The organism is Pseudomonas sp. JAI115 (assembly GCF_014200835.1).
In the GTDB taxonomy this organism is placed as follows: domain Bacteria; phylum Pseudomonadota; class Gammaproteobacteria; order Pseudomonadales; family Pseudomonadaceae; genus Aquipseudomonas; species Aquipseudomonas putida_A.
In genome coordinates, this window is sequence record NZ_JACHCY010000019.1 from 99,276 (window position 1) to 119,252 (window position 19,977).

A 19,977-nucleotide genomic window follows, 5' to 3' on the forward strand; every position below is an offset into this window, starting at 1 on the left:
GTCAGCCCTGCGCCCAGGCAGCGACCGGGCTGGCCAGCAGACTCAACCCAGCCAGTGCGAGGGCCAAGCGTGGGCGATACGGCAGCAACAGCACCAACGCCAAGGCGCTGAGCATGAGTACCGCGAACCAGTCGACCAGACCGAAACTCCAGCCGTGTGCAGCGACTGCCGCCCAAAGCGACAGCCCGAGCAACAGCCAACCAGCGAGTTTCAAAACCCGTGCGCGTCGGGCCGAGGGTTTGTTGCCGAGCAGTTCATCATGGTGCCGAGGCATCGACAGACACAACGCGCTGAAGGCGGCATAGCACAGCAACAACGCCAGCAACATCAGCTGACCTCCTGCTCAAGCGCGATCGGTCGCGGCTTTTCGCGGGATGTTTTTTTCACGCTGACGGCGCCGCCGGCACGCTGCATTTTCCATGCGGCCCAGCCGAGGAACAGACCTGCGCCCAGGCAAGTCAGATCGAAACCCGCCAGCGTCCAGTCACCTTGCGCCAGCGTTACCCCGAGATTCCACGGTGTGGTCAGATTGATCAGCGGCACCGCGATAAACAGCACGGCAGCCAGCGCGAGCTGTTCGACCCAAGCCTTGCGCCCTTTGCGCAGCAACGCATGCACCACACTCAAAGCCCAGGCGATAAAAAACGCATTCACTTCCTGATCGGCGCGCACGAGCAGATCTGTCGGCAACAGGCGATTGGCCAAAAAGAACACCGCCACCGCCAACACCAGCCCGGCCATGCTGGCGATGTTCAGCACTTCCACCAGACGCAATTCGAACGGCATCACGCCGCTCTTGGCGTGTTTGAGCTGGCGCTTGCCAAGCCAGATCACCAGCCCGGTGCCGATCATCGCGGTACTCGCCAGGCCACAGATGAAATACAGCCAGCGCAATGTTGCCCCGGCGAAGTGGCCCATGTGCAAACCGTAGAACGTGCCGCCGACGGCCATCGCCACGGGCTGCTCCGGAGTGCTGCCGAGGCGCTCGCCGGTGACACCGTTGAACGTCACCGCGCGCCCGAAATCGTGGACGACGCGGTCGCCACGGCGCGACAGCACCACCGAGGCATTCGCGTCCCCCGGATTGTTCACTGTCAGCCGCGCGGTGCTGCCTCCCGCCCACTGCTCGCTGGCCTTGGCCAGAAGTGGAGCCATCGGGCTCAGCGGCGCCGCCCGGTTGGCTCGCTCAGGGGTCTTCGATGCCGGAAAAACTTCGTCGTAAAAGGTGCGCACGTCGCCGTTATAGGACGCCAGAATGCTTGCCGGCATGACCATCGCCATGAAAATCACCAGGCTGCTGTAGGTGATCATCAAGTGAAACGGCAACACCAGCACGCCGACCGCGTTATGCCCGTCGAGCCATGAACGCTGGCCTTTGCGCGGGCGAAAGGTGAAGAAGTCCTTGAAGATTTTCTTGTGGGTGATGATGCCGGTGATCAGCCCGACGAACATCACCATCGCCGCCATCGTCGCCAGCCAGCGGCCCCATGGATAAGGCATTTGCAGCTGGAAATGGAAGCGATAGAAGAACTCGCCGCCCAGGCTTTCGCGGGCCTGGACTTCACTGCCGGTCTGCGCGTCGAGTGTTCTGGATTCGAACTTGCCGCGCTCGCCCGGTGTGTTCGAAGCCTGTTGCCAGCGCACCGTCAGGCCGGGATCGCGGGCGTCGGGCAAGTCGATCAGCCAGCGCGAGGCGCCGGCGGCGTGTTGCTGCAGGTAACTTTGCGCCAGGGTCAGGCTCGCTTCGGCATTGATGGGCCGCGAGGGAATTTCCGGCTGCATCCAGTGGCTGATCTCATCCTTGAAATAGGCCAGCGTTCCGGTGAGGAAAATCGCAAACAGCAGCCAGCCGAACACCAGCCCCGTCCACGTGTGCAGCCAGGCCATCGACTGACGAAAGCCCTCTTTCATGCGTAACCCAAGCCCCGCGCGGCACCCGACACCGTCGCCAGAATCACGCTGGGCACCAGCAAACCGACCCACGCCGACCACGCCGTGCGGCAAGCGAAGCACCACAGCACCGCGACCAGATAGACCAGAAAGGAAATGGTCATACCGGTCACCACCGCTTCGGCGCGGCTCAACGGCAGCCACATCGTCAGCGCGACACTGGCCAGCGCCGCGACCAGATAGCCGCCGAACACCGCCGCCAGCACCCGCGAGGTGACGGCCAGACGATAGGACATGGGAAGTGAGGCGAGTTTGCCTTTCATGTTTCGACCCTGAAACGAAAAAACGTCCGGCCAACGAGCCGAACCAACAGGCAAGCAATATTAATGATAAATATTCTCATACGCAAAAGCATCTGATTGCCGGACACCCTCGCCCGCCCCTACAATGCGAACAGTTCTTGTTCTCTAACGCATCCAACGTGCGCCCGGAGTAATACCCTTGTCGTCCGCCCATCCCGTCGAATCGCTCTACCACGACCACCACAGCTGGCTCACCGGCTGGTTGCGGCGCAGACTCGGCTGCCCGGACAGCGCGGCGGATCTGGCGCAAGACACCTTCATCCGCGTGCTAACTGCACGTGAACAATCGGTAATTGTTGAGCCGCGCGCCTTCCTCACCACCCTCGCCAAACGCGTGCTGTTCAATCATTACCGTCGTCAGGATCTGGAACGCGCCTACCTCGACACGCTGGCGCAGATGCCGGAAATGGTTGCGCCATCGGAAGAAGACAAAGCGATCATCCTGCAAACCCTGATCGAGCTGGACCAGCTGCTCGATGGCTTGCCGCGTCTGGTCAAGCGCGCCTTTTTGCTGGCGCAGGTCGATGGCCTGACTTATCCGCAAATCGCCGCCGAACTGAGCATCTCCGTAGCCACGGTCAAACGCCATCTGCACAAAGCCGCCCTGCGCTGCTATTTCGCCCTATGAACCGCGCTCCGGATTTCTCTGCGCAAGTGGCCGAACAGGCCGTGCACTGGCTGATGGAAATGCAGCAAGGCACGCTCTCCCCGCGTCAGCAACAAGCCTGGCAACAATGGCTGGACGCCCACAGCGAACATCGTCGCGCGTGGGAGCACATGCAGTGGGTCAACCAGCGCTTGCGCGGCGTGGCTTCGCCATTGGCCCATGCCGCGTTGAACGGGCAGAAGTCTTCCAGTCGCCGTCAGGCGCTCAAATTGCTGCTGCTTCTCGGTGCGGGTTCAGCCGTCACCTGGGGGATACGCGAGCACAATCCGCTGCCGACGCTGCTCGCCGATTACCGCAGTCCGCTGGGAGAGCGCCGCAAGGTTACGCTGGGTGCGGGCAGCCAGTTGCAGCTCAACACCGCGAGCGCCGCGGACGTGGACAGCACGCAACGGCTGATCCGTTTGCTGGAAGGCGAGATCCTCCTGAGCACCGCACAATCATTTGAAGTGCACACGGCACAAGGGCTGTTGAAAACCGCTGCTGCCCGGCTCAACGTCCGGCAATTTGCCGATCGCACGCAGGTGGCGCTATTCGAAGGCCAGGTCGAATTGACCCGCCCCGGGCGCGAGCCGATGTGGCTACCCGTTGCCCGTCAGCTGAGTTTCAGCGCCACCTCGGTCAGCGAAGCCAAGCCACTGGACGCCAACAGCGGCGCCTGGGCCGACGGCATGCTGATCGCCGCACACATGCGTCTGGGCGATTTTCTTGAAGAACTCGGGCGTTACCGTCGTGGCCAGTTGCATTGCGATGCGAAGGTGGCCGACCTGCTGATCTCCGGGACTTATCCACTGGACGACAGCGAGCGGATTCTTGATCTGCTGCAAATCAGTCTGCCGGTGAAAGTGCGGCGGTTTACCCGCTATTGGGTCAGCGTTGAGGCGCGGGCGTAGAAGCAAAATCAAAAGATCGCAGCCTTCGGCAGCTCCTACATTGGCTGGGTGTACATCCTGCAGGAGCTGCCGAAGACTGCGATCTTTTGCTCTCGAAAAATAAATGAGCCGTTTTTCAGATCTGGCGTGACAGAGAAGGAAAGCCCCCTTGATTCAACCTTCCCAGGATCAACCTTCATGCACCCCACCCGTCTCACGCCACTGGCCCGCCGCCTGCGCAACCTCTTACTGGGCGCCAGCCTGAGCTTCAGTGCCCTACCGGTCATGGCTGCCGAAACCAAGGTTTACCACATCGCTCCGGCGTCGCTGGAAAACGCCCTCAACCAGTTTGGTCGTGAAGCCGGCGTGCTGATTTCCTTCGGCTCGCAGATCACCCGAGGCGTGCAAAGCCGTGGCCTCGAAGGCAGCTACAGCACCGCAGAAGGTCTCGATGCATTGCTCGAAGGCACCGGCCTGCAAGCCCGCGCCGAAGGCAACAATGCCTTCAGCCTGCAACCGGTCGGCGACACGGCGCTGGAGCTGGACACCTCGAAAGTCGTCGGTGACTGGCTCGGTGATGCAGCGCAGGTCAACGTGTTCGAACACCCCGGCGCCCGCGATGTGATCCGCCGCGAAGATTTTGAACGGCAGGGCGCGACTCAGGCGCGCGACGTGCTCAACCGCATCCCCGGGGTCAATGCCCCGGAAAACAATGGCACCGGCAGCCACGACATGGCGCTGAACTTCGGCATTCGCGGTCTCAATCCGCGCCTGGCCGCGCGCTCGACCGTACTGATGGACGGCATTCCCGTGCCCTTCGCACCGTACGGCCAGCCACAGTTGTCGTTCGCGCCGATCAGCATGGGCAATATGGACGCCGTGGACGTGGTGCGTGGCGGTGGCGCCGTGCGTTACGGCCCGCAGAACGTCGGTGGCGTGGTCAACTTCGTCACCCGCGCCATTCCCGAAGCGCCGACGGTCAAGGGTGGTTTCCAGACCGAAACCAGTCCGTCGTCGAGCCATGACGGCTTCAAAACCAGCGCCAACCTGCTGGCCGGCGGCACCAACGAAAATGGTCTGGGCGGCGCGCTGCTGTACTCCGGCACCCGTGGCGGCGACTGGCGTGAACACAGCGACAGCGAAATCGACGACCTGATCCTCAAGGGCAAATACCAGCTCGACGAGGCCAACAGCTTCAACGCCATGGCCCAGTATTACGAAGGCAAGGCCGACATGCCCGGCGGCCTCAGCGTTGCCGATTACGACGCTGACCCGTACCAGTCGACGCGCCTGAAAGACCAGTTCTGGGGCCGTCGGACGATGTTCAACTTCGGCTATCGCTATCAGGAAGATCGCCGCGAATTCACCGCCAACACTTTCTTCACCAAGACCCTGCGCAGCGGTTATCTGGATCAGGGCAGTTTCCTCTCGCTGTCACCGCGCGAATATTGGGTACGCGGTTTCGAAACACGTTTCGCCCAAGGCTTCGACCTCGGCCCGACCAGCCATGAAGTCGGCGTCGGTTACCGCTACATCAACGAGGCCGGCCACGAGTTGCGCTATCGCACGCCGATCAGCAGCAACCAATACCCGACTACCGACAGCCGCAACGACCGCGACACCCGCGGTGGCACCGAAGCCAATGCGTTGTTCGTCGACGATCGCATCGACATCGGCAAATGGACCATCACTCCGGGCGTGCGTTACGAGATGATCGAGTCGCAGCAGACCAACAACCTGACCGACGTCAAATACAAGGGCGACTACAACACCGCGCTGCCGGCGCTGAACGTGCTGTATCACCTGAGCGACAGCTGGAATCTTTATGCCAACACCGAAGGTTCGTTCGGCAGCGTGCAATACAGTCAGATGCCCAACCGTGTGAGCAGCGGCGAAGTCAAACCGGAGAAGGCCCGCACCTGGGAACTCGGAACCCGTTATGACAACGGCACCCTGCGCGCGGAAATCGGTGCGTTCCTGATCAACTTCGACAACCAGTACGAAAGCAACCAGACCAACGATTCGGTGATCGCCCGGGGCGAGACCCGCCATCAAGGCATCGAGACCAGCGTCAACTATGCGCTGGATGACTTGAGCCCGGCACTCGCCGGTTTCGATGTGTACGCCACTTATGCCTATGTTGACGCGAGCATCCGCGAAGACGGGCCGAACAAGGGCAATCGCGTGCCGTTCTCGTCGAAACATAAAGGCACGATTGGCGTCGGTTACACCGAAGGCCCGTGGAAACTTAATTTCGACAGCAGCTTCCAGAGCGACCAGTTCGCCGACAATGCCAACACCTCCAAGGAAAGCGCCGACGGTAGCACCGGCAAGATCCCCGGCTACATGCTGTTCAGCAGCCGCGCCGGTTATGACTTCGGCCCGCAATTGTCGGATCTGAACGTGGCGGTGGGGGTGAAGAACATTTTCAACACCCAGTATTTCACCCGCTCGTTTGATGACAACAATAAAGGCAAGTACGTGGGTGAACCGCGCACGGTGTACGTGCAAACCTCCCTCGCGTTCTGAGATTGAAAAACCCCTCACCCTAACCCTCTCCCAATGGAGAGGGGACTGATTGCGGGATGCTTGCGAAGTACGCCGACCTGATTCTGCTTTGCCGAATCCATAGTCGAGTCGGTCTTTCAGGTCGATGTTTCACGTCAGACACCTCGGTCGGCCCCCTCTCCCGGAGGGAGAGGGCTGGGGTGAGGGGCCGCTTTCTGATGCCCTGCGCAAAAAACGCCACAAACAAAAACGGGCCTGCTTGCGCAGGCCCGTTCTCATGGGGTGGCTTGAAAAATCAGCGTATCAACTGTTGATCGCTGCCTGTTCGTTCTCGAGAAATTCTTCCTCCAGCAGTGCATCATTCGCCTTGCTGAATGGCACGATGGCGGCGCGAGGTTTGCCTCGCAGTTTGCCAAACAGGTGCTCCAGCGCGTGTTCCAGTTTTTCGGCTGCACCGTCGATCGCCTGTTCCAGCGAATCGGCTTTGTGAGTGACGGAAATCGGTTGATGGCCTTTTGGCCGCGCTTCCAGTTGGCAGCGCAAGTCATGGGGACCTGGTTTGTCGCCGTTCTCGTCGCTCAGGTGGACTTCGACACGGGTCAGGTCTTCTTCATAACGTTCGAGCGTGCTCTCAATAGTTGTACGTACCCACTCCTCCAGTCGCTTACTGCTTTGAATATGGTTATCGCTGTTGACTTGGATTTGCATAGTTCATCCCTTATTTCAGCTAGCTCGCCAGAGGCCTTGAATTGGATTTCCTGACCTCCTGGTTACAACAATCGGCCCGACCGGCGAACATTTCAACCCCTGAAAAAAGATAAATATTCATTCGCAAAAAAAGCCGGACAACCGGGCAAGTCACTGGTAAGGTCGGGAGTTGGGTCGCTTCGCAACCCTGCAAAATCTGCTCACAATTGCCCGTCGTTCAACGGGTGCAAGCTACGGAAAATCCCCGCCTCCTCCACCAGCCAGTCATGCACCGCGCGCACGCCCGGATGGCTCAAGGCCCCCGGCGCATACAGCAGCACGTAGCGTTTGTGGTTGGGCACCGACAGGCCGAACGGCACAATCAACGTCCCGCGCTCCAGTTCATCGTTGAGCAACGTGCGCCGGGCAATCGCCACGCCCATACCGGCGATCGCCGCTTCGATGGTCAGGTGATTGCGATTGAACGTGTGCCCACGCCGTACGTCGGCGCCTTCAAAGCCAATCGCATTCAGATAAAACTCCCATTCCGCGTATTCATAACTGCCGCGCCAAGCGGTGATGTCGTGCAACAACGGGAAATGCACCAGATCCGCCGGCCCGTGCAGCGGCGGGCGTCCGCGCAGCAAACTCGGCGCGCACACCGGGAAAATCTGCTCATCGAGCAAGGCTGTGGATAACAGCCCCGGATAGCTGCCGTCGTTCAGGTCAATCGCCAGATCGAAATCGCCCTCGTGCAACGGCACGCTGCTGTCCTCGGCCACCAGCCGCAACTGGATGTCCGGATAGCGCTGTTGCAGACGCGGCAGGCGCGGGGTCAGCCATTTGCTGAGGAACGACGGAATCGAACGCACCCGCAGAATCCCGCTGATCATCCCGGCATCCAGCCGACGCAATTCAGCATCGATGCTGCCGTAGGCCTCATTCACGGTGATGGCCAGTCGCTGGCCTTCCGCACTTAATTCGACACCCCGCGCCCGGCGATGGAACAGGCGAAAACCGAGGCGCTCTTCCAGTTGGCGAATCTGCTGGCTGACCGCCCCCGGGGTGATGTGCAGCTCCTCCGCGCAACGGGTGAACGACAGGTGCCGCGCGGCACAGGAAAACACCTGCAGCCAGACGTAGGTCTGGGCATGCAATTGACGACTCATCGTTTAGTCCTGCTAAAGGCTTTCTTAGGAAGTTTCGTTGGTCACGTAGGACCGAGGTAGGCAGTATCGCCGACATTGCGCTTGTCCTACAAAAAATGGCAGCGATTCCTACTCCATTGCTTGTAAGGGTTTAGCATGGCTATCAGTGTTTTCGATCTATTCAAAGTCGGCATCGGCCCGTCCAGCTCCCACACGGTTGGCCCGATGCGCGCCGCCGCGACCTTCGCCCAGGCGCTGATCGATCAACGGTTGCTCAACGATGTGCGCCGCGTGGAAATCCGTTTGTACGGTTCGCTGTCGGCCACCGGCGTCGGCCACGCCACCGACCGCGCGACGGTCATGGGCCTGATGGGCGAATGGCCGGACAGCATCGATCCGGCGACCATCGATCCACGCATCCAGCAACTGCGCGAAAGCGGCCTGTTGCTACTTGCCGGCCAGAGAGAAATTTCCTTCAACTGGCAGCACGATCTCCTGCTGCTCGACGAAAGCCTGCCCTACCACCCCAACGCCATGTCGCTGACAGCCTTTGGCGAAAGCGCCGAGCTGTTTACGCAAACGTACTACTCGATTGGCGGCGGTTTCATCATCGAAGCGGCGGAAGCCGAGTCCGGTGTGGCGCCGGCCGGCGACGTGGTGTTGCCGTACGATTTTTCCAGCGCCGCCGAACTGCTGAGCCTGTGCAAGCAGCACAACTTGCGCGTGTCGGAGCTGATGATGGCCAACGAACGGGCCTGGCGCAGCGACGCTGAAATCCGTAACGGCCTGCTGCACATCTGGTCGGTGATGCGCGAGTGTGTCGAACAGGGCCTGCGCCACGAAGGCATCCTGCCCGGTGGGCTGAACGTGCCGCGCCGCGCGGCGAAATTGCACCGCAGCCTGCTGGAAATCGGCAAGCCGAATGTCATCAGTTCGACGCTGTCGGCGATGGAGTGGGTCAACCTGTTCGCCCTCGCCGTCAACGAAGAGAACGCTGCTGGCGGGCGCATGGTGACCGCGCCGACCAACGGCGCGGCCGGGATCATTCCGGCGGTGCTGCACTACTACATGAAATTCAATCCGGACGCGTCTGACGATGACGTGGTCGCTTTCTTCATGGGCGCCGCCGCCGTCGGCATTCTGTGTAAGAAAAATGCCTCGATCTCCGGCGCCGAAGTCGGCTGCCAGGGCGAAGTCGGTTCGGCCTGCGCCATGGCCGCGGCGGGCCTCGCTGAAGTGCTCGGCGCAACCCCGGAGCAACTGGAAAACGCCGCTGAAATCGGCCTGGAACACAACCTCGGCCTGACCTGCGACCCGGTCGGCGGCCTGGTGCAGGTGCCGTGTATCGAACGCAATGCCATCGCCGCCGTGAAGGCGATCAACGCCACGCAAATGGCCCTGCGCGGCGACGGCAAACACTTCATTTCCCTCGACCGGGTAATCCGCACCATGCGCGATACCGGCGCCGACATGCACGACAAATACAAAGAGACTTCACGGGGCGGCCTGGCTGTGAACTGGGTGGAATGCTGACGCGCGTTCCCTGACCGTCCCGGCGGGCCGCAACTTGCGGCCCGCCAACCGTGAGCCCGAGCAAAAATAATAACGAGGCAAAAACGATGACCGATGTACGTACACCTGCTGCCGAAAATCCCGCTGTAGATCGCACACGCAACACCGAAATAGCCCACAAGGGCTGGAGCAAATCCGACACCACCTGGATGCTCGGTCTGTATGGCACCGCCATCGGTGCCGGCACTTTGTTTCTGCCGATCAACGCCGGTGTCGGCGGCTTCTGGCCATTGTTGATTCTGGCGTTGCTGGCGTTCCCGATGACCTTTTTCGCCCACCGGGGCCTGACCCGCTTCGTCTTGTCCGGGCGTTCGGGCGACATCACCGAAGTCGTTGAAGAACATTTCGGCATCGGTGCCGGCAAGCTGATCACCCTGCTGTACTTCTTCGCGATCTTCCCGATTCTGCTGGTGTACAGCGTTGCGCTGACCAACACCTTGAGCAGCTTTCTCGAACACCAATTGCACATCGCGCCGCCACCTCGGGCAATCCTGTCGCTGGTGCTGATCCTTGGCCTGATGGCGATCGTGCGCTGCGGGCAGAATGTGATCGTCAAAGCCATGAGCGTGCTGGTTTATCCGTTCGTCGCCGCGCTGCTGTTGCTCGGCCTGAGCCTGATCCCCAACTGGAACGGCGCGTTCTTCGCCAGCGCCAGGGAAGCGATGCCGCTGTCGACGTTCCTCAAGACCCTATGGCTGGCGATCCCGGTGATGGTGTTCTCGTTCAACCACTCGCCGATCATCTCGGCGTTCGCGGTTGACCAGAAACAGCGTTACGGCGCCGAGGCCGAACGCAAGAGCAGCGGCATCCTCGCCATGGCCCACGGGATGATGGTGGTGACGGTGATGTTCTTCTGCTTCAGCTGCGTACTGGCGCTGTCGCCGGCCGATCTGGCAGCAGCGAAGGCGCAGAACATTTCGATCCTGTCGTACCTGGCCAACCACTTCCAGACCCCGGTCATCGCCTACGCCGCACCGCTGATCGCGCTGGTGGCGATCACCAAATCCTTCCTCGGCCACTACATCGGCGCCAGCGAAGGCTTTCAAGGCATGATCGTCAAGAGCCTGCGCGGTCGTGGCAAGGTGATGTCGGCGAGCTGGCTGAACCGTGCGACCGCGCTGTTCATGATCCTCAGCTGCTGGGCCGTGGCGACGTTCAACCCGAGCATCCTCGGCATGATCGAAACCCTCGGCGGGCCAGTGATTGCCTGCCTGTTGTTCCTGATGCCGATGTACGCCATCCGCCGTGTGCCAGCCTTGCGCCAGTACTCGGGACAGGCGTCCAACGTGTTCGTGGTGCTGATCGGCCTGATTGCACTGTCGGCGATCATCTACTCGGTTCTGCCCTGAAACGGGCCACAAATGACAAAGGCGAGCCATGTGCTCGCCTTTTTTATGCCGTATCCATTGTCCAACAATTTTCCCGGCACAGCCCTTGCTATGACCTGTGCAGGAGCTGTCGAGTGCAACGAGGCTGCGATCTTTTGATCTGCATGACGCACATCAAGACGCTGCAGAGCAAAAGATCGCAGCCTGCGGCAGCTCCCACATAAAGCAACAACACAGGCCACGGAATCGCCGATGATCAGGTATTGCGAACCAACCCGATCACGGCCGGTCAACAACTGCACGTTCAATCAGGCGGTGACGCATCATGGACAACCCTTTTCAGATCATTACCGATGCCTTCGCGCCGGACTATCAGATCAACCTGAGCATTCAGGGGCTGGACGGCAGCATCATGCTGACCCTGTCCAACAGCGGCCGAATCGTCGCCAAACGGATGATCAGCGCCGAACAGCGCAACGATCCGGTACGGCTCAAGCGGCTGGTGCAAAGCATTCAGTTCGGCATCGCCATCGAACAGGGCCACAGCGCCATGGCGATCCTTGAAGCGATGACCAGCGGCGACGGGCTGCCTCCGCCACCGCAGCAGAGCAACGGCCAGCCTCGGCCGTCGATGGGGCTTTAAAGCTCGCCCTTCTCGATCTCGGGGTGTTCACCGGAGCCGGCGCCGAGCTTGCGTTGCGGTTTTTCGATCTTCACCGACGGAAATTGCGACGAGGCGTAACGCACCACCAGGATCGAGAACGCCAGCAGCAGAATGCCGCCGCACAGGTAGATGATGCCCATGTCCGGCGGGTTGTGGTGCGAGACGTTGGAGATCAGCAGGCGAGTCAGCGCAGTGATCGCCACGTAGATCAGGAAGCGCACCGGCATGTGGTTGGTCTTGAAGTAAATCCCGACCATTGCCCCCAGTTCCAGATAGATGAACAGCAACAGAATGTCATCGATCTTGATGTGGCCTTCTTCGAGCATGCCGAGAAATTCCATCACCGCCGCCCATGCGGTCACCGCACCAATGGCGAACAGCGCCAGGTAGTGGAAGGTCTCGACGAACAGGTTGCCCAGGGACTCGGCCAGTTGATGCACGTTTTGCCGCAGTTTCTCGGCCCAGTTGATTTTCACAATGATGTTCCTTAGCCCGATGCGAGCGGATGATGCCGGTTGGACGTGACGGTTTTCCGTATGCGCTATGCGCCATGCAGAAACGAGGCCACGCATCATGGCGAGCCGGCATGAAACCTGCGCCGTGGCGTTTGGTCGCACCGTTGAACAGGCACCGTCGTCAGGAATGTTTGTGACGCTATAACTGAAGTTTCTTGATGAATTCGTTACGCTTGAAAAGGCATTAGCTTATAAATGAAATATTATTAATCGGGAAAATCTGTGAGCTCGCGCACAAACACTCCGGTTATTCACCAGTTAGTTATCCAATAAATTATCAGGGTAATTATTTCCACAGCAGGCCCATCAGCGAAGCTTTAACTGCAGCGGCGATCTTGTTTTGGCAACCGAGTTTTTTCAGGCAATGATTAATATGGAAGTTTACTGTCCTTTTGCTGATACCGAGGATCACCGAAACATCGTCCGATGACTTTCCGTCAGCGGTCCATTGCAGGATTTCCTTTTCCCTCTGCGACAGTTCTATCGGTACCGGGAGCACCGAATCGGCGCCGCGCATCTGCAGGCGCGTCAGCCCCAGGTGAGTAATCTGGGCCAGCCAGGACAGCTGCGCCTGTTTGGTTTCGAGTTCCTGCGCGGTGATCGTCCCGCCGCCCCGGGCAAAGGTCACCAGCCCTTGAGCTTCGCTGTTTAGCAGCGTCTGCCCCCAGCCCTCCGAGAGCCCGTGAGCCTGCGCATCCTGCCAGAATTCGGGCATCTGAGCCTTGAGTTCAGCGTCCCACAGCACCGGTTTCACGCTGCGCATTGCGCGCTGGACGTAAGGATCGATGTCCAGGTAACGATTGGCGGAATAGGCAGCTTGCCAGGCGGGCGAATAATTATTGGCGAGAAAAAGACAGGGTTTGGTGATGGGGAAAAGCCGGCGTGACCCGTAAGCCACATAATCAAACTCCAACTGCCTGGCGACGGTCTTGATACTGTCGAACAACAACTCGACATCCGTTGCAGACATGGCGTTTTCCAACAGTTCAGCCTGCCAATATGACATAGAGATTCCTTTCCCACAGTTAATGCTGTCGGCCTCTTGCCAACATGCCTAGCATATTTCCAAATGTTTCCGCTAGCTGTCAAGGGTGACAGGTAGTATGCGAGCGCAGTGTGCACTTTAATCGCCACCCAACCAATCACTAAACGGAATCTGTGATGGATTACTTGTCAGGACGTTATGACGAGTTGACGACACTAAAGCGTCAACGCTTGGCTCAATATCGCTATCAGGTGTTCGTCGAACGCCTCGGCTGGCAATTATCCACGCCGGACGATTTCGAGTTCGACCAATTTGATCACAGCGGCACTCACTACATCGTCGCCGAAGAACACGACGGCAACATCAAGGGATGCGCCCGCCTGCTGCCCACCACCCAGCCGTATCTGCTGAGTGAAGTATTCACTTCGTTGCTCGGCGACAAGCCTGCCCCGTGCGGCGATGACATCTGGGAGCTGTCGCGCTTCACCTCACTGGACCTCGATGCCGAGGGCGGCAAAAACGAACAGATGATGTCCGACGAAAACACCGTCGGCCTGTTCATGGCCACGCTGGAGTACGCCCGAACCTGCGGCGTTTCACATCTGGTGTCAGTGTCCCCGGTTGCCATCGGACGCCTGCTCAGACGTGGCGGCATCGACTACAAATGGCTGGCGCCGCTGCAGGTTCTGGACAACCGAACCCTGGGCGCCTGCTACATCACGGTGCAGTAACCCTGCCCGACACTCGATAACAAGAAAACAAGAAAACAAGAAAACACATCAACTGAAGCTGCTGACACGCGTCGAGCAGCACCTTTCGGTGTGGGTCGATTTCACGCCATGGATAGCAACTGCCTTACAACCAACGTTCAACACAGAGGGATGATCATGATCGACATGCACAGGAAAGTTGCCAAAGACATCGTCCACAAGGGCCACGATGACGACGTGCTGATTTACGACGCTCACCACTTGCTGCCGGCCTGGCTGCCGGCCGCCGTCGTGCAACGGGCGAACCTTGATCCAATGGATCTGGAGATCGTCAATCAGGCCTATCGGCTCGACAGCGAGCGTCTGGTGCTGCGCTCGCTGCCAACCATCATTGACCTGGAAGAGCTCGAACAGGCAGGCCTGTCGGACTGTCTGCCGGAACTGCTGACGAATTACGAAAAGGCCACCGACCACCTGATCCTCAGCGGCATCTGGGTGCTGGAAAGCACCGAGGCCAAACTGGCTCGACTGCTCGGTTGCGGCAACGGCCTGAGCCTCGATCAGCGCCGGCAGGTACATGATGTCCTGAAAAACCTGGACGGCTGCCCGCAGCAGGGTCTGCTCTATTTCACCCTGTTCAACGACACCGCCAATTACTTTTTCTACCGCAAGCACCACGAGCACGTGCCCGGCCTGATGCTGATCGAAGCGGCACGCCAGGCCATGTACGCGCAGTTCTACGAGCACAGCGGTTATGCCCGCGGTGAGGTGTCGATTTCCATCGTTGATCTGCTGTCGAGTTTTCCCCGTTACACCGAGTCTTCGTTTCAGGTGGATGTGCTGGTTGGCGACTACGAAGGCATGGCCCAGCCGCGGGCGCGCAAGGTCGAAAAGCGTGCGCGATTCTTCCAGCGGGGCGAGCTGGTGGCCGACATTCGCCTGCACGGTGAAGTGATCAAGATGCCGGTGTTCAAGCGCATGCGGAATATCAACATCGACCCCGCCTGCTGGTTCCGTCCGCTCAAGGGCATACGCCATGAAGTGCTGGTGCGCCTGGATTCAGGTCGTCACCTCTCCGCCCGCCTTGAGCTGCTGTCGATGGCCGGCCTGCAAGTGCAATGCGACAGCCCGCTCGAGGCTTCCGAGCGCGGACACGTCTACCTGTACCTGGAAAACGAAGGGATGATCAGCCTGCCGTTGCAATCGCTGCACGCCAGCGACGCGACAAAGGCCGGCACGCTCAAACTGCACCTGGCAGAGCTGGATTCGCCGTTGCGCTTCAAGTGGCGCGAAGTGCTCAAACAGTTCGCTTACTTCTCCCACGAAGAAACCGCCCCGGTTCCGACGCCCGTCCTCGGCCAACCGTTGTGGATGACCTTCGACCAAGCTTCGGCGATGCCCGAACAAAGGAAGGAAGCATGATGCCGCGCTATCCCCACGTGCTGGAGCCGCTGCGGCTGGCCGGCGGGCTGGAGTTGCGCAATCGGCTGTTCTTCGCGTCGATGGGCGTGGACCTGGCCGATCACAGCGGGTGTGTGACGCCCGCCATGATCGAGTTCTATCAGGGCATCATGGAGGGCGGTTGCTCCATGGCGTTTCTGTGCAACGCCACGGTCTCGCCGCAGTCGCGTTTACAGAGCACCGGGCTCGGCCTGTTCGAACAGCAGCAGGGCGAATCGCTCAAGGCGATGTTCGCGATGGCCGAGCAGGTCAACACGCCGGTGGGTGTGCAACTGCAGCATTACGGCGGTCAGGGCACCACCACCCACACCGGCGTTGCCGTGCTGACCCCGAGCGGCGTGCCCTGCCCGCGCGTGTCGAAACTTGATCCCGATTATCGCGTGCGGATCATGGACGAAAGCGACATCGCCCTGGTGATCGAGCAGTTCGCCCATTCCGCCTGGCTGGCCTGGACCAACGGCGCACGTCTGGTGCAATTGCAGGCGTCCAACGGCTACCTGCTGAGCAGTTTTCTCTCGCCGCACACCAACAAGCGCACCGACCGATATGGCGGCAGCGAAGAGAACCGTGCGCGACTGTTGCTCGACGTGGTCAAGGCCATCCGCGAGCGCACCCAGGGCCAACTGATCGTCACTATTCGTCTGGGCATCGACGACCGTCTGGGCGCTGAAGGGCTGCAATATCCGGACCTCAAGGAAACCGTGCAGGCGCTCTGTCAGGCCGGCGTTGCCGCGCTGGAATGTTCGATGTGCATGGGCGCGACCTTCGGCCAGTTGATCGTGCATTCGGAGACCATGGACCACTACCTGCAAGCCGGAGTGCGGGCAATCAAGTCGGTGTCGACAGTGCCGGTGGGTTACGCCGGTTTCATCGACGGTCTGGACAAGGCCGAGCAGTTGCTCGCCGACGGCGTATGTGATTGGGTGGGGATGTCGCGGGCGCTGTTTGCCGACAACGACCTGATCAATAAAACCCTGCAGGGCCGCTCCGCTGACATCCACAAATGCCGATGGGACAGCCAGTGCTTCAGTGACAAAAGCAATCCGCGACTGGATCGGGTGTATTGCTGCGTAAACCCGAAATATTTACGCCCCGCGTTGGCATAAGGAGATGCGACATATGTACGATTTTCTGGGAAAAGTCTGCCTGGTCACCGGCGGCACCAGCGGCATTGGCGAAACCGTCAGCGAACGCCTGATCAAGTCTGGCGCCGATGTGATCGTGTTCGGCCGGGACGAGGAAAAAGGCGCGGCGCTGGCCGATCGGCTGGGTGAACACTGCCGTTTCATCGCCTGCGATGTCGGTGATCCGGAGCAGGTCGAGCAGGCGTTCGCGACCATTCGTTCGGCCTACGGCCGCCTCGATTGCGCGTTCAACAATGCCGGCGTGACTGCCAAGTACGGAGCACTCGCGCAATCGTGCCCGGACGACTGGATGAAGGTGATGAACATCAACGTCAACGGCACCTACCACTGCATGCGCCATGAACTGCAACTGATGCTCGACCGCGGCACCGGGGCCATCGTCAATACCTCGTCCTGCGCCGGCGTGGTACCGATTGGCGGCCAGGTCGCCTATGTCGCCAGCAAGCAGGCGATCAACGGCATGACCCAGGTGGCGTCGATCGAGAATGCGCGGCTGGAAGACGGCGGCTGCATTCGCGTCAATGCGGTCGCCCCGGGGCCGATCCTCGGCGGCATGAACAGCGAGGCACGCCTGAAAGCCGCACCGGAAAACACCCAGCGCAAAATCAACGTGACGTCGATGAAACGCTTCGGCACGGCGGACGAAGTGGCCAACGCGGTGCTCTGGCTGCTCAGCGATCAATCCGCTTACGTCACGGGTGTGATCATGCCCATCGATGGGGGTTACGCCAGCGGCAAGTTCTGAAATCAAATAAACCAACGACCCGCCGTGTGCGGGTCGTTTTGTTTGAGGCGCGTGCATCAGGAAAAATGCCGAATCCGGTCTACATTGAAAAGCCACTACCCAAAGCGCAGGGATTCGCTTATCCTTTCGCTGTATATAAATACAGTAGTCGCTAAGACAACTAAATGTGAAGGCATGTGAGGTGGTGAATGGCCGTCGAAGTGGTATACCGCAGCAGCCGAGATCTGGAGCGCTTGTTCATGGATAAAGCCGAAGCTGACCGTCATGACAAAATGCTCGAACTGGCCGAGATGCTGTCCGAAGTGTTGCAAAAAGCCGTGCCGTCGCTGAACGAGCAACAGGTTGAAGAAGTCGGGATCTACATGGCGAAGAACCGCGATGTGTTCGCCAAGGCCTTCAAGAGCCAGCCTGATGCGCTGTCGGAGCTGATCAATGCACCGGCCGAGCCAGTGGCTGAAGAGACTGGGCCGGCAGAATCCGATGAAGCACCGGTCAAACCGGCAAAAGCGGCGAAAGCTGCCAAGTAACAACGTTTGAATCGAAAAGATCGCAGCCTGCGGCAGCTCCTACATATGGAATGCGTATTCCCTGTAAGAGCTGCCGCAGGCTGCGATCTTTTGCTTTTCAGCGATACAGGACTTTTTCCGCCAACTCATCCGCCACCCGCGCCGGTGAGCGCTTCTCGGCCTGCGCATGGGCAAACACCTCGGTCAGCCGCGAACTGATCTTCGACAGGTGCGCAGTAATTGTCCCCAGCTCTTCGCCGCGATGCTTGAGCGAGACATAAATCAACCCGCCCGCATTGATCACATAATCCGGCGCATAAAGAATCCCGCGCCGCTCCAGCTGATCAGCCACATCCAGATGCGTCAGTTGATTGTTCGCCGAACCGGCCACCGCCGAGCAGCGCAGTTGCGTCACCGTGTGACTGTTGAGCACCCCGCCGAGGCCGCACGGCGCAAGGATGTCGCAGGGTGTACTGAGCAAGGCGTCGTTGGCGATCGGATGCGCGTTGAGCTGTTCCATCGCCAGTTGCACCTTGCCGTGGTCGATGTCGCTGACCAGCAATTCGGCGCCTGCCGCGTGCAACTGCTCGGCCAGTGCATAACCAACGTTTCCCAAGCCCTGAATCGCCACGCGCAAGCCTTCAAGATTGTCGCTGCCCAGCCGCGCCATGGCGGTAGCGCGAATCCCGGTGAACACGCCCATCGCCGCATGCGGCGCCGGGTCGCCGGCCGAGGTGGTGCTGGTGACATGCTGGGTCTGCTGGGCAATGCAATCCATGTCCGCCACCGAAGTGCCGCTGTCGATGGCGGTGATGTAGCGACCGTCGAGCTGCTCGATGCAGCGGCCAAACGCTTCGAACAGCGCGGCGCGGTTTTCCACATGCGCCGGGCGCACGATCACCGCCACTCCGCCGCCCTGATCGAGCCCGGCCAGTGCCGCCTTGTAGCTCATGCCCTGCGCGAGGCGTATGGCATCCTCGACTGCGGATTCGTCGTTGGGATAGGCAAGATAACGGCAACCGCCCAGGGCAGGCCCGAGGCGACTGTTATGAATGGCAATGACCGCCTTCAACCCGGTGACCGGGTCAACGCTGAGGTGCAGCGATTCCAGGCGAGTGCTTTGCATGAGAGCGAACATCGGCAGGCTCCCGAATCACTTCTGGTAGACGCCAGTATAGGCTTGCGCCCAAAAATTGCTGAAGCGCACCGGAATAAGCGCCCGCTTCGACGGCGACTTTGCGGCATAACCTGGCCGGTACTGGACGAATGGCGCGGACGGGGCTAAAACGAGGCATTCCCCGGAGATTTCGATGAGTCCGCGCCAACGCTTTTTCGATTGTCTGCACCGTTCACCGCCCGCGCTGTTCGAAGCGGCGCTGTGGATGGCTGCCGAGCACGAAAAAGGCCTCGATGTAGAAGCGCTGCAACAGGACTTCAAGGAGCTGCAACAGCGCGTCAGCTACGGCTTGCCAATGCTGCCAGTCAGCGAACTGGCGCAACCGTTGCTGCGGCGGTTGAATGATCTGGGCTTCTCTCAGGACGATTTTCTGCCGCTACGCCCACAGGTCGCGTTGTTGCACAAAGTGTTGCAGACCCGCCGCGGCCAGCCGCTGACCCTGTCCCTGATTGCTCTGGAACTGGCCCGTGGTCTGGAGATTCCGCTGGTCGGGGTGAACTTCCCCGGGCATTTCCTGCTGCGGGTGCCCGGTGCAGATCACCTGCTGGATCCCTGCGGCGGTCGGCGGCTGTACCCCAATGACTGTCGCGAGTTGTTGCAACGTCAGTACGGCGCGCACCTCAAACTCAATGCCGACCATCTGGCCACCGCCAGCCCAGAGCAGATGCTCCAGCGCCTGTCACGCAACCTGCGGCAGTTGCATCTGGCCCATGAGGATTACATCGCCGCGCTGATCGATGCTGAACGCGTGCTGGAACTGGGCGGTGCCAGCGCCGCCGATTATCTGGCCCGCGCCAGCCTGTATCAACGGCTTGATTGCCCGAACGCCGAGCGCTTCGACCTGGAACATGCGCTGCTGCTCAGCGACGATCCGATCCAGCGCCTGCGTCTGACTGAACGGCTCGGGCACCTGCCTCCGAATTCCGTGGTCCACTAATCCCTGTGTGGGAGATTCTATGTTGCTCAGCAACCCTAGAATCTCAAACTGATCGGTATTCGCCCTGATTCTTCATCAGGGTGAATGCCACTCGGCAGAGC

At 60.1% G+C, this 19,977-nt stretch carries 19 protein-coding genes and 1 pseudogene; 12 read left to right on the forward strand and 8 right to left on the reverse strand.

The window, feature by feature from the left end; all coding sequences use genetic code 11:
• Nucleotide 1: 1 nt before the first annotated feature.
• Genes HDC30_RS26745 through HDC30_RS26755 form a run of 3 tightly spaced genes read right to left on the reverse strand, consistent with a single transcriptional unit; the run spans nt 2 to nt 2,213 of the window.
• Nucleotides 2–328, reverse strand: a complete 327-nt coding sequence (locus tag HDC30_RS26745; protein ID WP_096795156.1) for a DUF3325 domain-containing protein — start codon at nt 326–328, stop codon at nt 2–4.
• Nucleotides 328–1,911 carry a PepSY domain-containing protein gene (locus HDC30_RS26750; protein WP_183785864.1) on the reverse strand — a complete coding sequence of 528 codons (1,584 nt, stop codon included), beginning with the start codon at nt 1,909–1,911 and terminating at the stop codon, nt 328–330. Before HDC30_RS26750 ends, HDC30_RS26745 begins: the two co-directional genes overlap by 1 nt.
• Nucleotides 1,908–2,213, reverse strand: a complete 306-nt coding sequence (locus tag HDC30_RS26755) for a DUF3649 domain-containing protein (protein ID WP_007967542.1) — start codon at nt 2,211–2,213, stop codon at nt 1,908–1,910. The genes HDC30_RS26750 and HDC30_RS26755 overlap by 4 nt, the downstream gene beginning before the upstream one ends.
• Nucleotides 2,214–2,391: 178 nt before the next feature.
• Here HDC30_RS26755 and HDC30_RS26760 point away from each other — a divergent pair, with 178 nt between their 5' ends.
• The 3 genes from HDC30_RS26760 to fecA all read left to right on the forward strand — a co-directional run bounded on the left by HDC30_RS26760 (nt 2,392) and on the right by fecA (nt 6,317).
• The gene (locus HDC30_RS26760) at nt 2,392–2,880 is read left to right on the forward strand and encodes a sigma-70 family RNA polymerase sigma factor (protein WP_103369607.1); all 489 of its coding nucleotides are present in this window, start codon (nt 2,392–2,394) and stop codon (nt 2,878–2,880) included.
• Entirely contained in the window at nt 2,877–3,809 is a 933-nt protein-coding gene (locus tag HDC30_RS26765; protein ID WP_183785866.1) for a FecR domain-containing protein, read from the forward strand. Before HDC30_RS26760 ends, HDC30_RS26765 begins: the two co-directional genes overlap by 4 nt.
• Before the next feature lie 177 nt (nt 3,810–3,986).
• The gene (gene fecA / locus HDC30_RS26770) at nt 3,987–6,317 is read left to right on the forward strand and encodes a TonB-dependent Fe(3+) dicitrate receptor FecA (protein WP_183785868.1); all 2,331 of its coding nucleotides are present in this window, start codon (nt 3,987–3,989) and stop codon (nt 6,315–6,317) included.
• 282 nt (nt 6,318–6,599) lie between these two features.
• Here fecA and HDC30_RS26775 read toward each other — a convergent pair whose 3' ends face one another.
• Both HDC30_RS26775 and HDC30_RS26780 read right to left on the reverse strand, forming a co-directional pair.
• Nucleotides 6,600–7,004 (reverse strand): HPF/RaiA family ribosome-associated protein, encoded by a 405-nt coding sequence (locus tag HDC30_RS26775; protein WP_027610895.1) that lies wholly within the window; start codon nt 7,002–7,004, stop codon nt 6,600–6,602.
• 200 nt (nt 7,005–7,204) lie between these two features.
• Entirely contained in the window at nt 7,205–8,152 is a 948-nt protein-coding gene (locus tag HDC30_RS26780) for a LysR substrate-binding domain-containing protein (RefSeq protein WP_007914183.1), read from the reverse strand.
• A 135-nt stretch (nt 8,153–8,287) separates the two neighbouring features.
• On the opposite strand from HDC30_RS26780, the gene HDC30_RS26785 reads away from it, so the two are divergent.
• From HDC30_RS26785 to HDC30_RS26795, 3 genes are all read left to right on the forward strand, one after another.
• Nucleotides 8,288–9,664 (forward strand): L-serine ammonia-lyase, encoded by a 1,377-nt coding sequence (locus HDC30_RS26785; RefSeq protein ID WP_183785870.1) that lies wholly within the window; start codon nt 8,288–8,290, stop codon nt 9,662–9,664.
• 86 nt (nt 9,665–9,750) lie between these two features.
• Nucleotides 9,751–11,052, forward strand: coding sequence for an HAAAP family serine/threonine permease (locus HDC30_RS26790; protein ID WP_027610893.1), 1,302 nt, complete (start codon nt 9,751–9,753; stop codon nt 11,050–11,052).
• A gap of 304 nt (nt 11,053–11,356) precedes the next feature.
• A complete protein-coding gene (locus HDC30_RS26795) occupies nt 11,357–11,674 on the forward strand; it encodes a DUF3509 domain-containing protein (RefSeq protein ID WP_007968083.1) in 318 nt (105 codons plus the stop codon).
• On the opposite strand, the gene HDC30_RS26800 is transcribed toward HDC30_RS26795, so the two are convergent.
• Complete coding sequence (locus HDC30_RS26800) at nt 11,671–12,171, reverse strand: phosphate-starvation-inducible protein PsiE (RefSeq protein WP_003221775.1); 501 nt, start codon at nt 12,169–12,171, stop codon at nt 11,671–11,673. The two genes, HDC30_RS26795 and HDC30_RS26800, sit on opposite strands and share 4 nt — an antisense overlap.
• A gap of 325 nt (nt 12,172–12,496) precedes the next feature.
• The gene (locus tag HDC30_RS26805) at nt 12,497–13,216 is read right to left on the reverse strand and encodes an autoinducer binding domain-containing protein (RefSeq protein WP_183785872.1); all 720 of its coding nucleotides are present in this window, start codon (nt 13,214–13,216) and stop codon (nt 12,497–12,499) included.
• 155 nt (nt 13,217–13,371) lie between these two features.
• Here HDC30_RS26805 and HDC30_RS26810 point away from each other — a divergent pair, with 155 nt between their 5' ends.
• The 5 genes and pseudogenes from HDC30_RS26810 to HDC30_RS26830 all read left to right on the forward strand — a co-directional run.
• Nucleotides 13,372–13,926, forward strand: coding sequence for an acyl-homoserine-lactone synthase (locus HDC30_RS26810; protein WP_027610891.1), 555 nt, complete (start codon nt 13,372–13,374; stop codon nt 13,924–13,926).
• Between the two features lie 156 nt (nt 13,927–14,082).
• A complete protein-coding gene (locus tag HDC30_RS26815; protein WP_183785874.1) occupies nt 14,083–15,327 on the forward strand; it encodes an AfsA-related hotdog domain-containing protein in 1,245 nt (414 codons plus the stop codon).
• Nucleotides 15,324–16,472: an NADH:flavin oxidoreductase gene (locus tag HDC30_RS26820; RefSeq protein WP_027610889.1), complete on the forward strand. Its 1,149-nt coding sequence runs from the start codon at nt 15,324–15,326 to the stop codon at nt 16,470–16,472. Before HDC30_RS26815 ends, HDC30_RS26820 begins: the two co-directional genes overlap by 4 nt.
• 13 nt (nt 16,473–16,485) lie before the next feature.
• Complete coding sequence (locus tag HDC30_RS26825) at nt 16,486–17,256, forward strand: SDR family NAD(P)-dependent oxidoreductase (protein WP_183785875.1); 771 nt, start codon at nt 16,486–16,488, stop codon at nt 17,254–17,256.
• Between the two features lie 188 nt (nt 17,257–17,444).
• A pseudogene (locus HDC30_RS26830) lies at nt 17,445–17,699 on the forward strand (YebG family protein); the annotation flags it as partial.
• Nucleotides 17,700–17,880: 181 nt separating this feature from the next.
• Here HDC30_RS26830 and HDC30_RS26835 read toward each other — a convergent pair.
• Complete coding sequence (locus HDC30_RS26835) at nt 17,881–18,900, reverse strand: Glu/Leu/Phe/Val dehydrogenase dimerization domain-containing protein (protein WP_047597781.1); 1,020 nt, start codon at nt 18,898–18,900, stop codon at nt 17,881–17,883.
• A gap of 172 nt (nt 18,901–19,072) precedes the next feature.
• On the opposite strand from HDC30_RS26835, the gene HDC30_RS26840 reads away from it, so the two are divergent.
• Entirely contained in the window at nt 19,073–19,876 is an 804-nt protein-coding gene (locus HDC30_RS26840; RefSeq protein WP_183785877.1) for a SirB1 family protein, read from the forward strand.
• The last annotated feature ends 101 nt before the right edge of the window (nt 19,877–19,977 follow it).

Coding starts and splice junctions, on each gene's coding strand:
- HDC30_RS26745 (WP_096795156.1), bottom strand. CDS start 328: ATGTTGCTGGCGTTGTTGCTGTGCTATGCCGCCTTCAGCGCGTTGTGT.
- HDC30_RS26750 (WP_183785864.1), bottom strand. CDS start 1,911: ATGAAAGAGGGCTTTCGTCAGTCGATGGCCTGGCTGCACACGTGGACG.
- HDC30_RS26755 (WP_007967542.1), bottom strand. CDS start 2,213: ATGAAAGGCAAACTCGCCTCACTTCCCATGTCCTATCGTCTGGCCGTC.
- HDC30_RS26765 (WP_183785866.1), top strand. CDS start 2,877: ATGAACCGCGCTCCGGATTTCTCTGCGCAAGTGGCCGAACAGGCCGTG.
- fecA (WP_183785868.1), top strand. CDS start 3,987: ATGCACCCCACCCGTCTCACGCCACTGGCCCGCCGCCTGCGCAACCTC.
- HDC30_RS26775 (WP_027610895.1), bottom strand. CDS start 7,004: ATGCAAATCCAAGTCAACAGCGATAACCATATTCAAAGCAGTAAGCGA.
- HDC30_RS26780 (WP_007914183.1), bottom strand. CDS start 8,152: ATGAGTCGTCAATTGCATGCCCAGACCTACGTCTGGCTGCAGGTGTTT.
- HDC30_RS26785 (WP_183785870.1), top strand. CDS start 8,288: ATGGCTATCAGTGTTTTCGATCTATTCAAAGTCGGCATCGGCCCGTCC.
- HDC30_RS26790 (WP_027610893.1), top strand. CDS start 9,751: ATGACCGATGTACGTACACCTGCTGCCGAAAATCCCGCTGTAGATCGC.
- HDC30_RS26795 (WP_007968083.1), top strand. CDS start 11,357: ATGGACAACCCTTTTCAGATCATTACCGATGCCTTCGCGCCGGACTAT.
- HDC30_RS26805 (WP_183785872.1), bottom strand. CDS start 13,216: ATGTCATATTGGCAGGCTGAACTGTTGGAAAACGCCATGTCTGCAACG.
- HDC30_RS26810 (WP_027610891.1), top strand. CDS start 13,372: ATGGATTACTTGTCAGGACGTTATGACGAGTTGACGACACTAAAGCGT.
- HDC30_RS26815 (WP_183785874.1), top strand. CDS start 14,083: ATGATCGACATGCACAGGAAAGTTGCCAAAGACATCGTCCACAAGGGC.
- HDC30_RS26820 (WP_027610889.1), top strand. CDS start 15,324: ATGATGCCGCGCTATCCCCACGTGCTGGAGCCGCTGCGGCTGGCCGGC.
- HDC30_RS26825 (WP_183785875.1), top strand. CDS start 16,486: ATGTACGATTTTCTGGGAAAAGTCTGCCTGGTCACCGGCGGCACCAGC.
- HDC30_RS26835 (WP_047597781.1), bottom strand. CDS start 18,900: ATGTTCGCTCTCATGCAAAGCACTCGCCTGGAATCGCTGCACCTCAGC.
- HDC30_RS26840 (WP_183785877.1), top strand. CDS start 19,073: ATGAGTCCGCGCCAACGCTTTTTCGATTGTCTGCACCGTTCACCGCCC.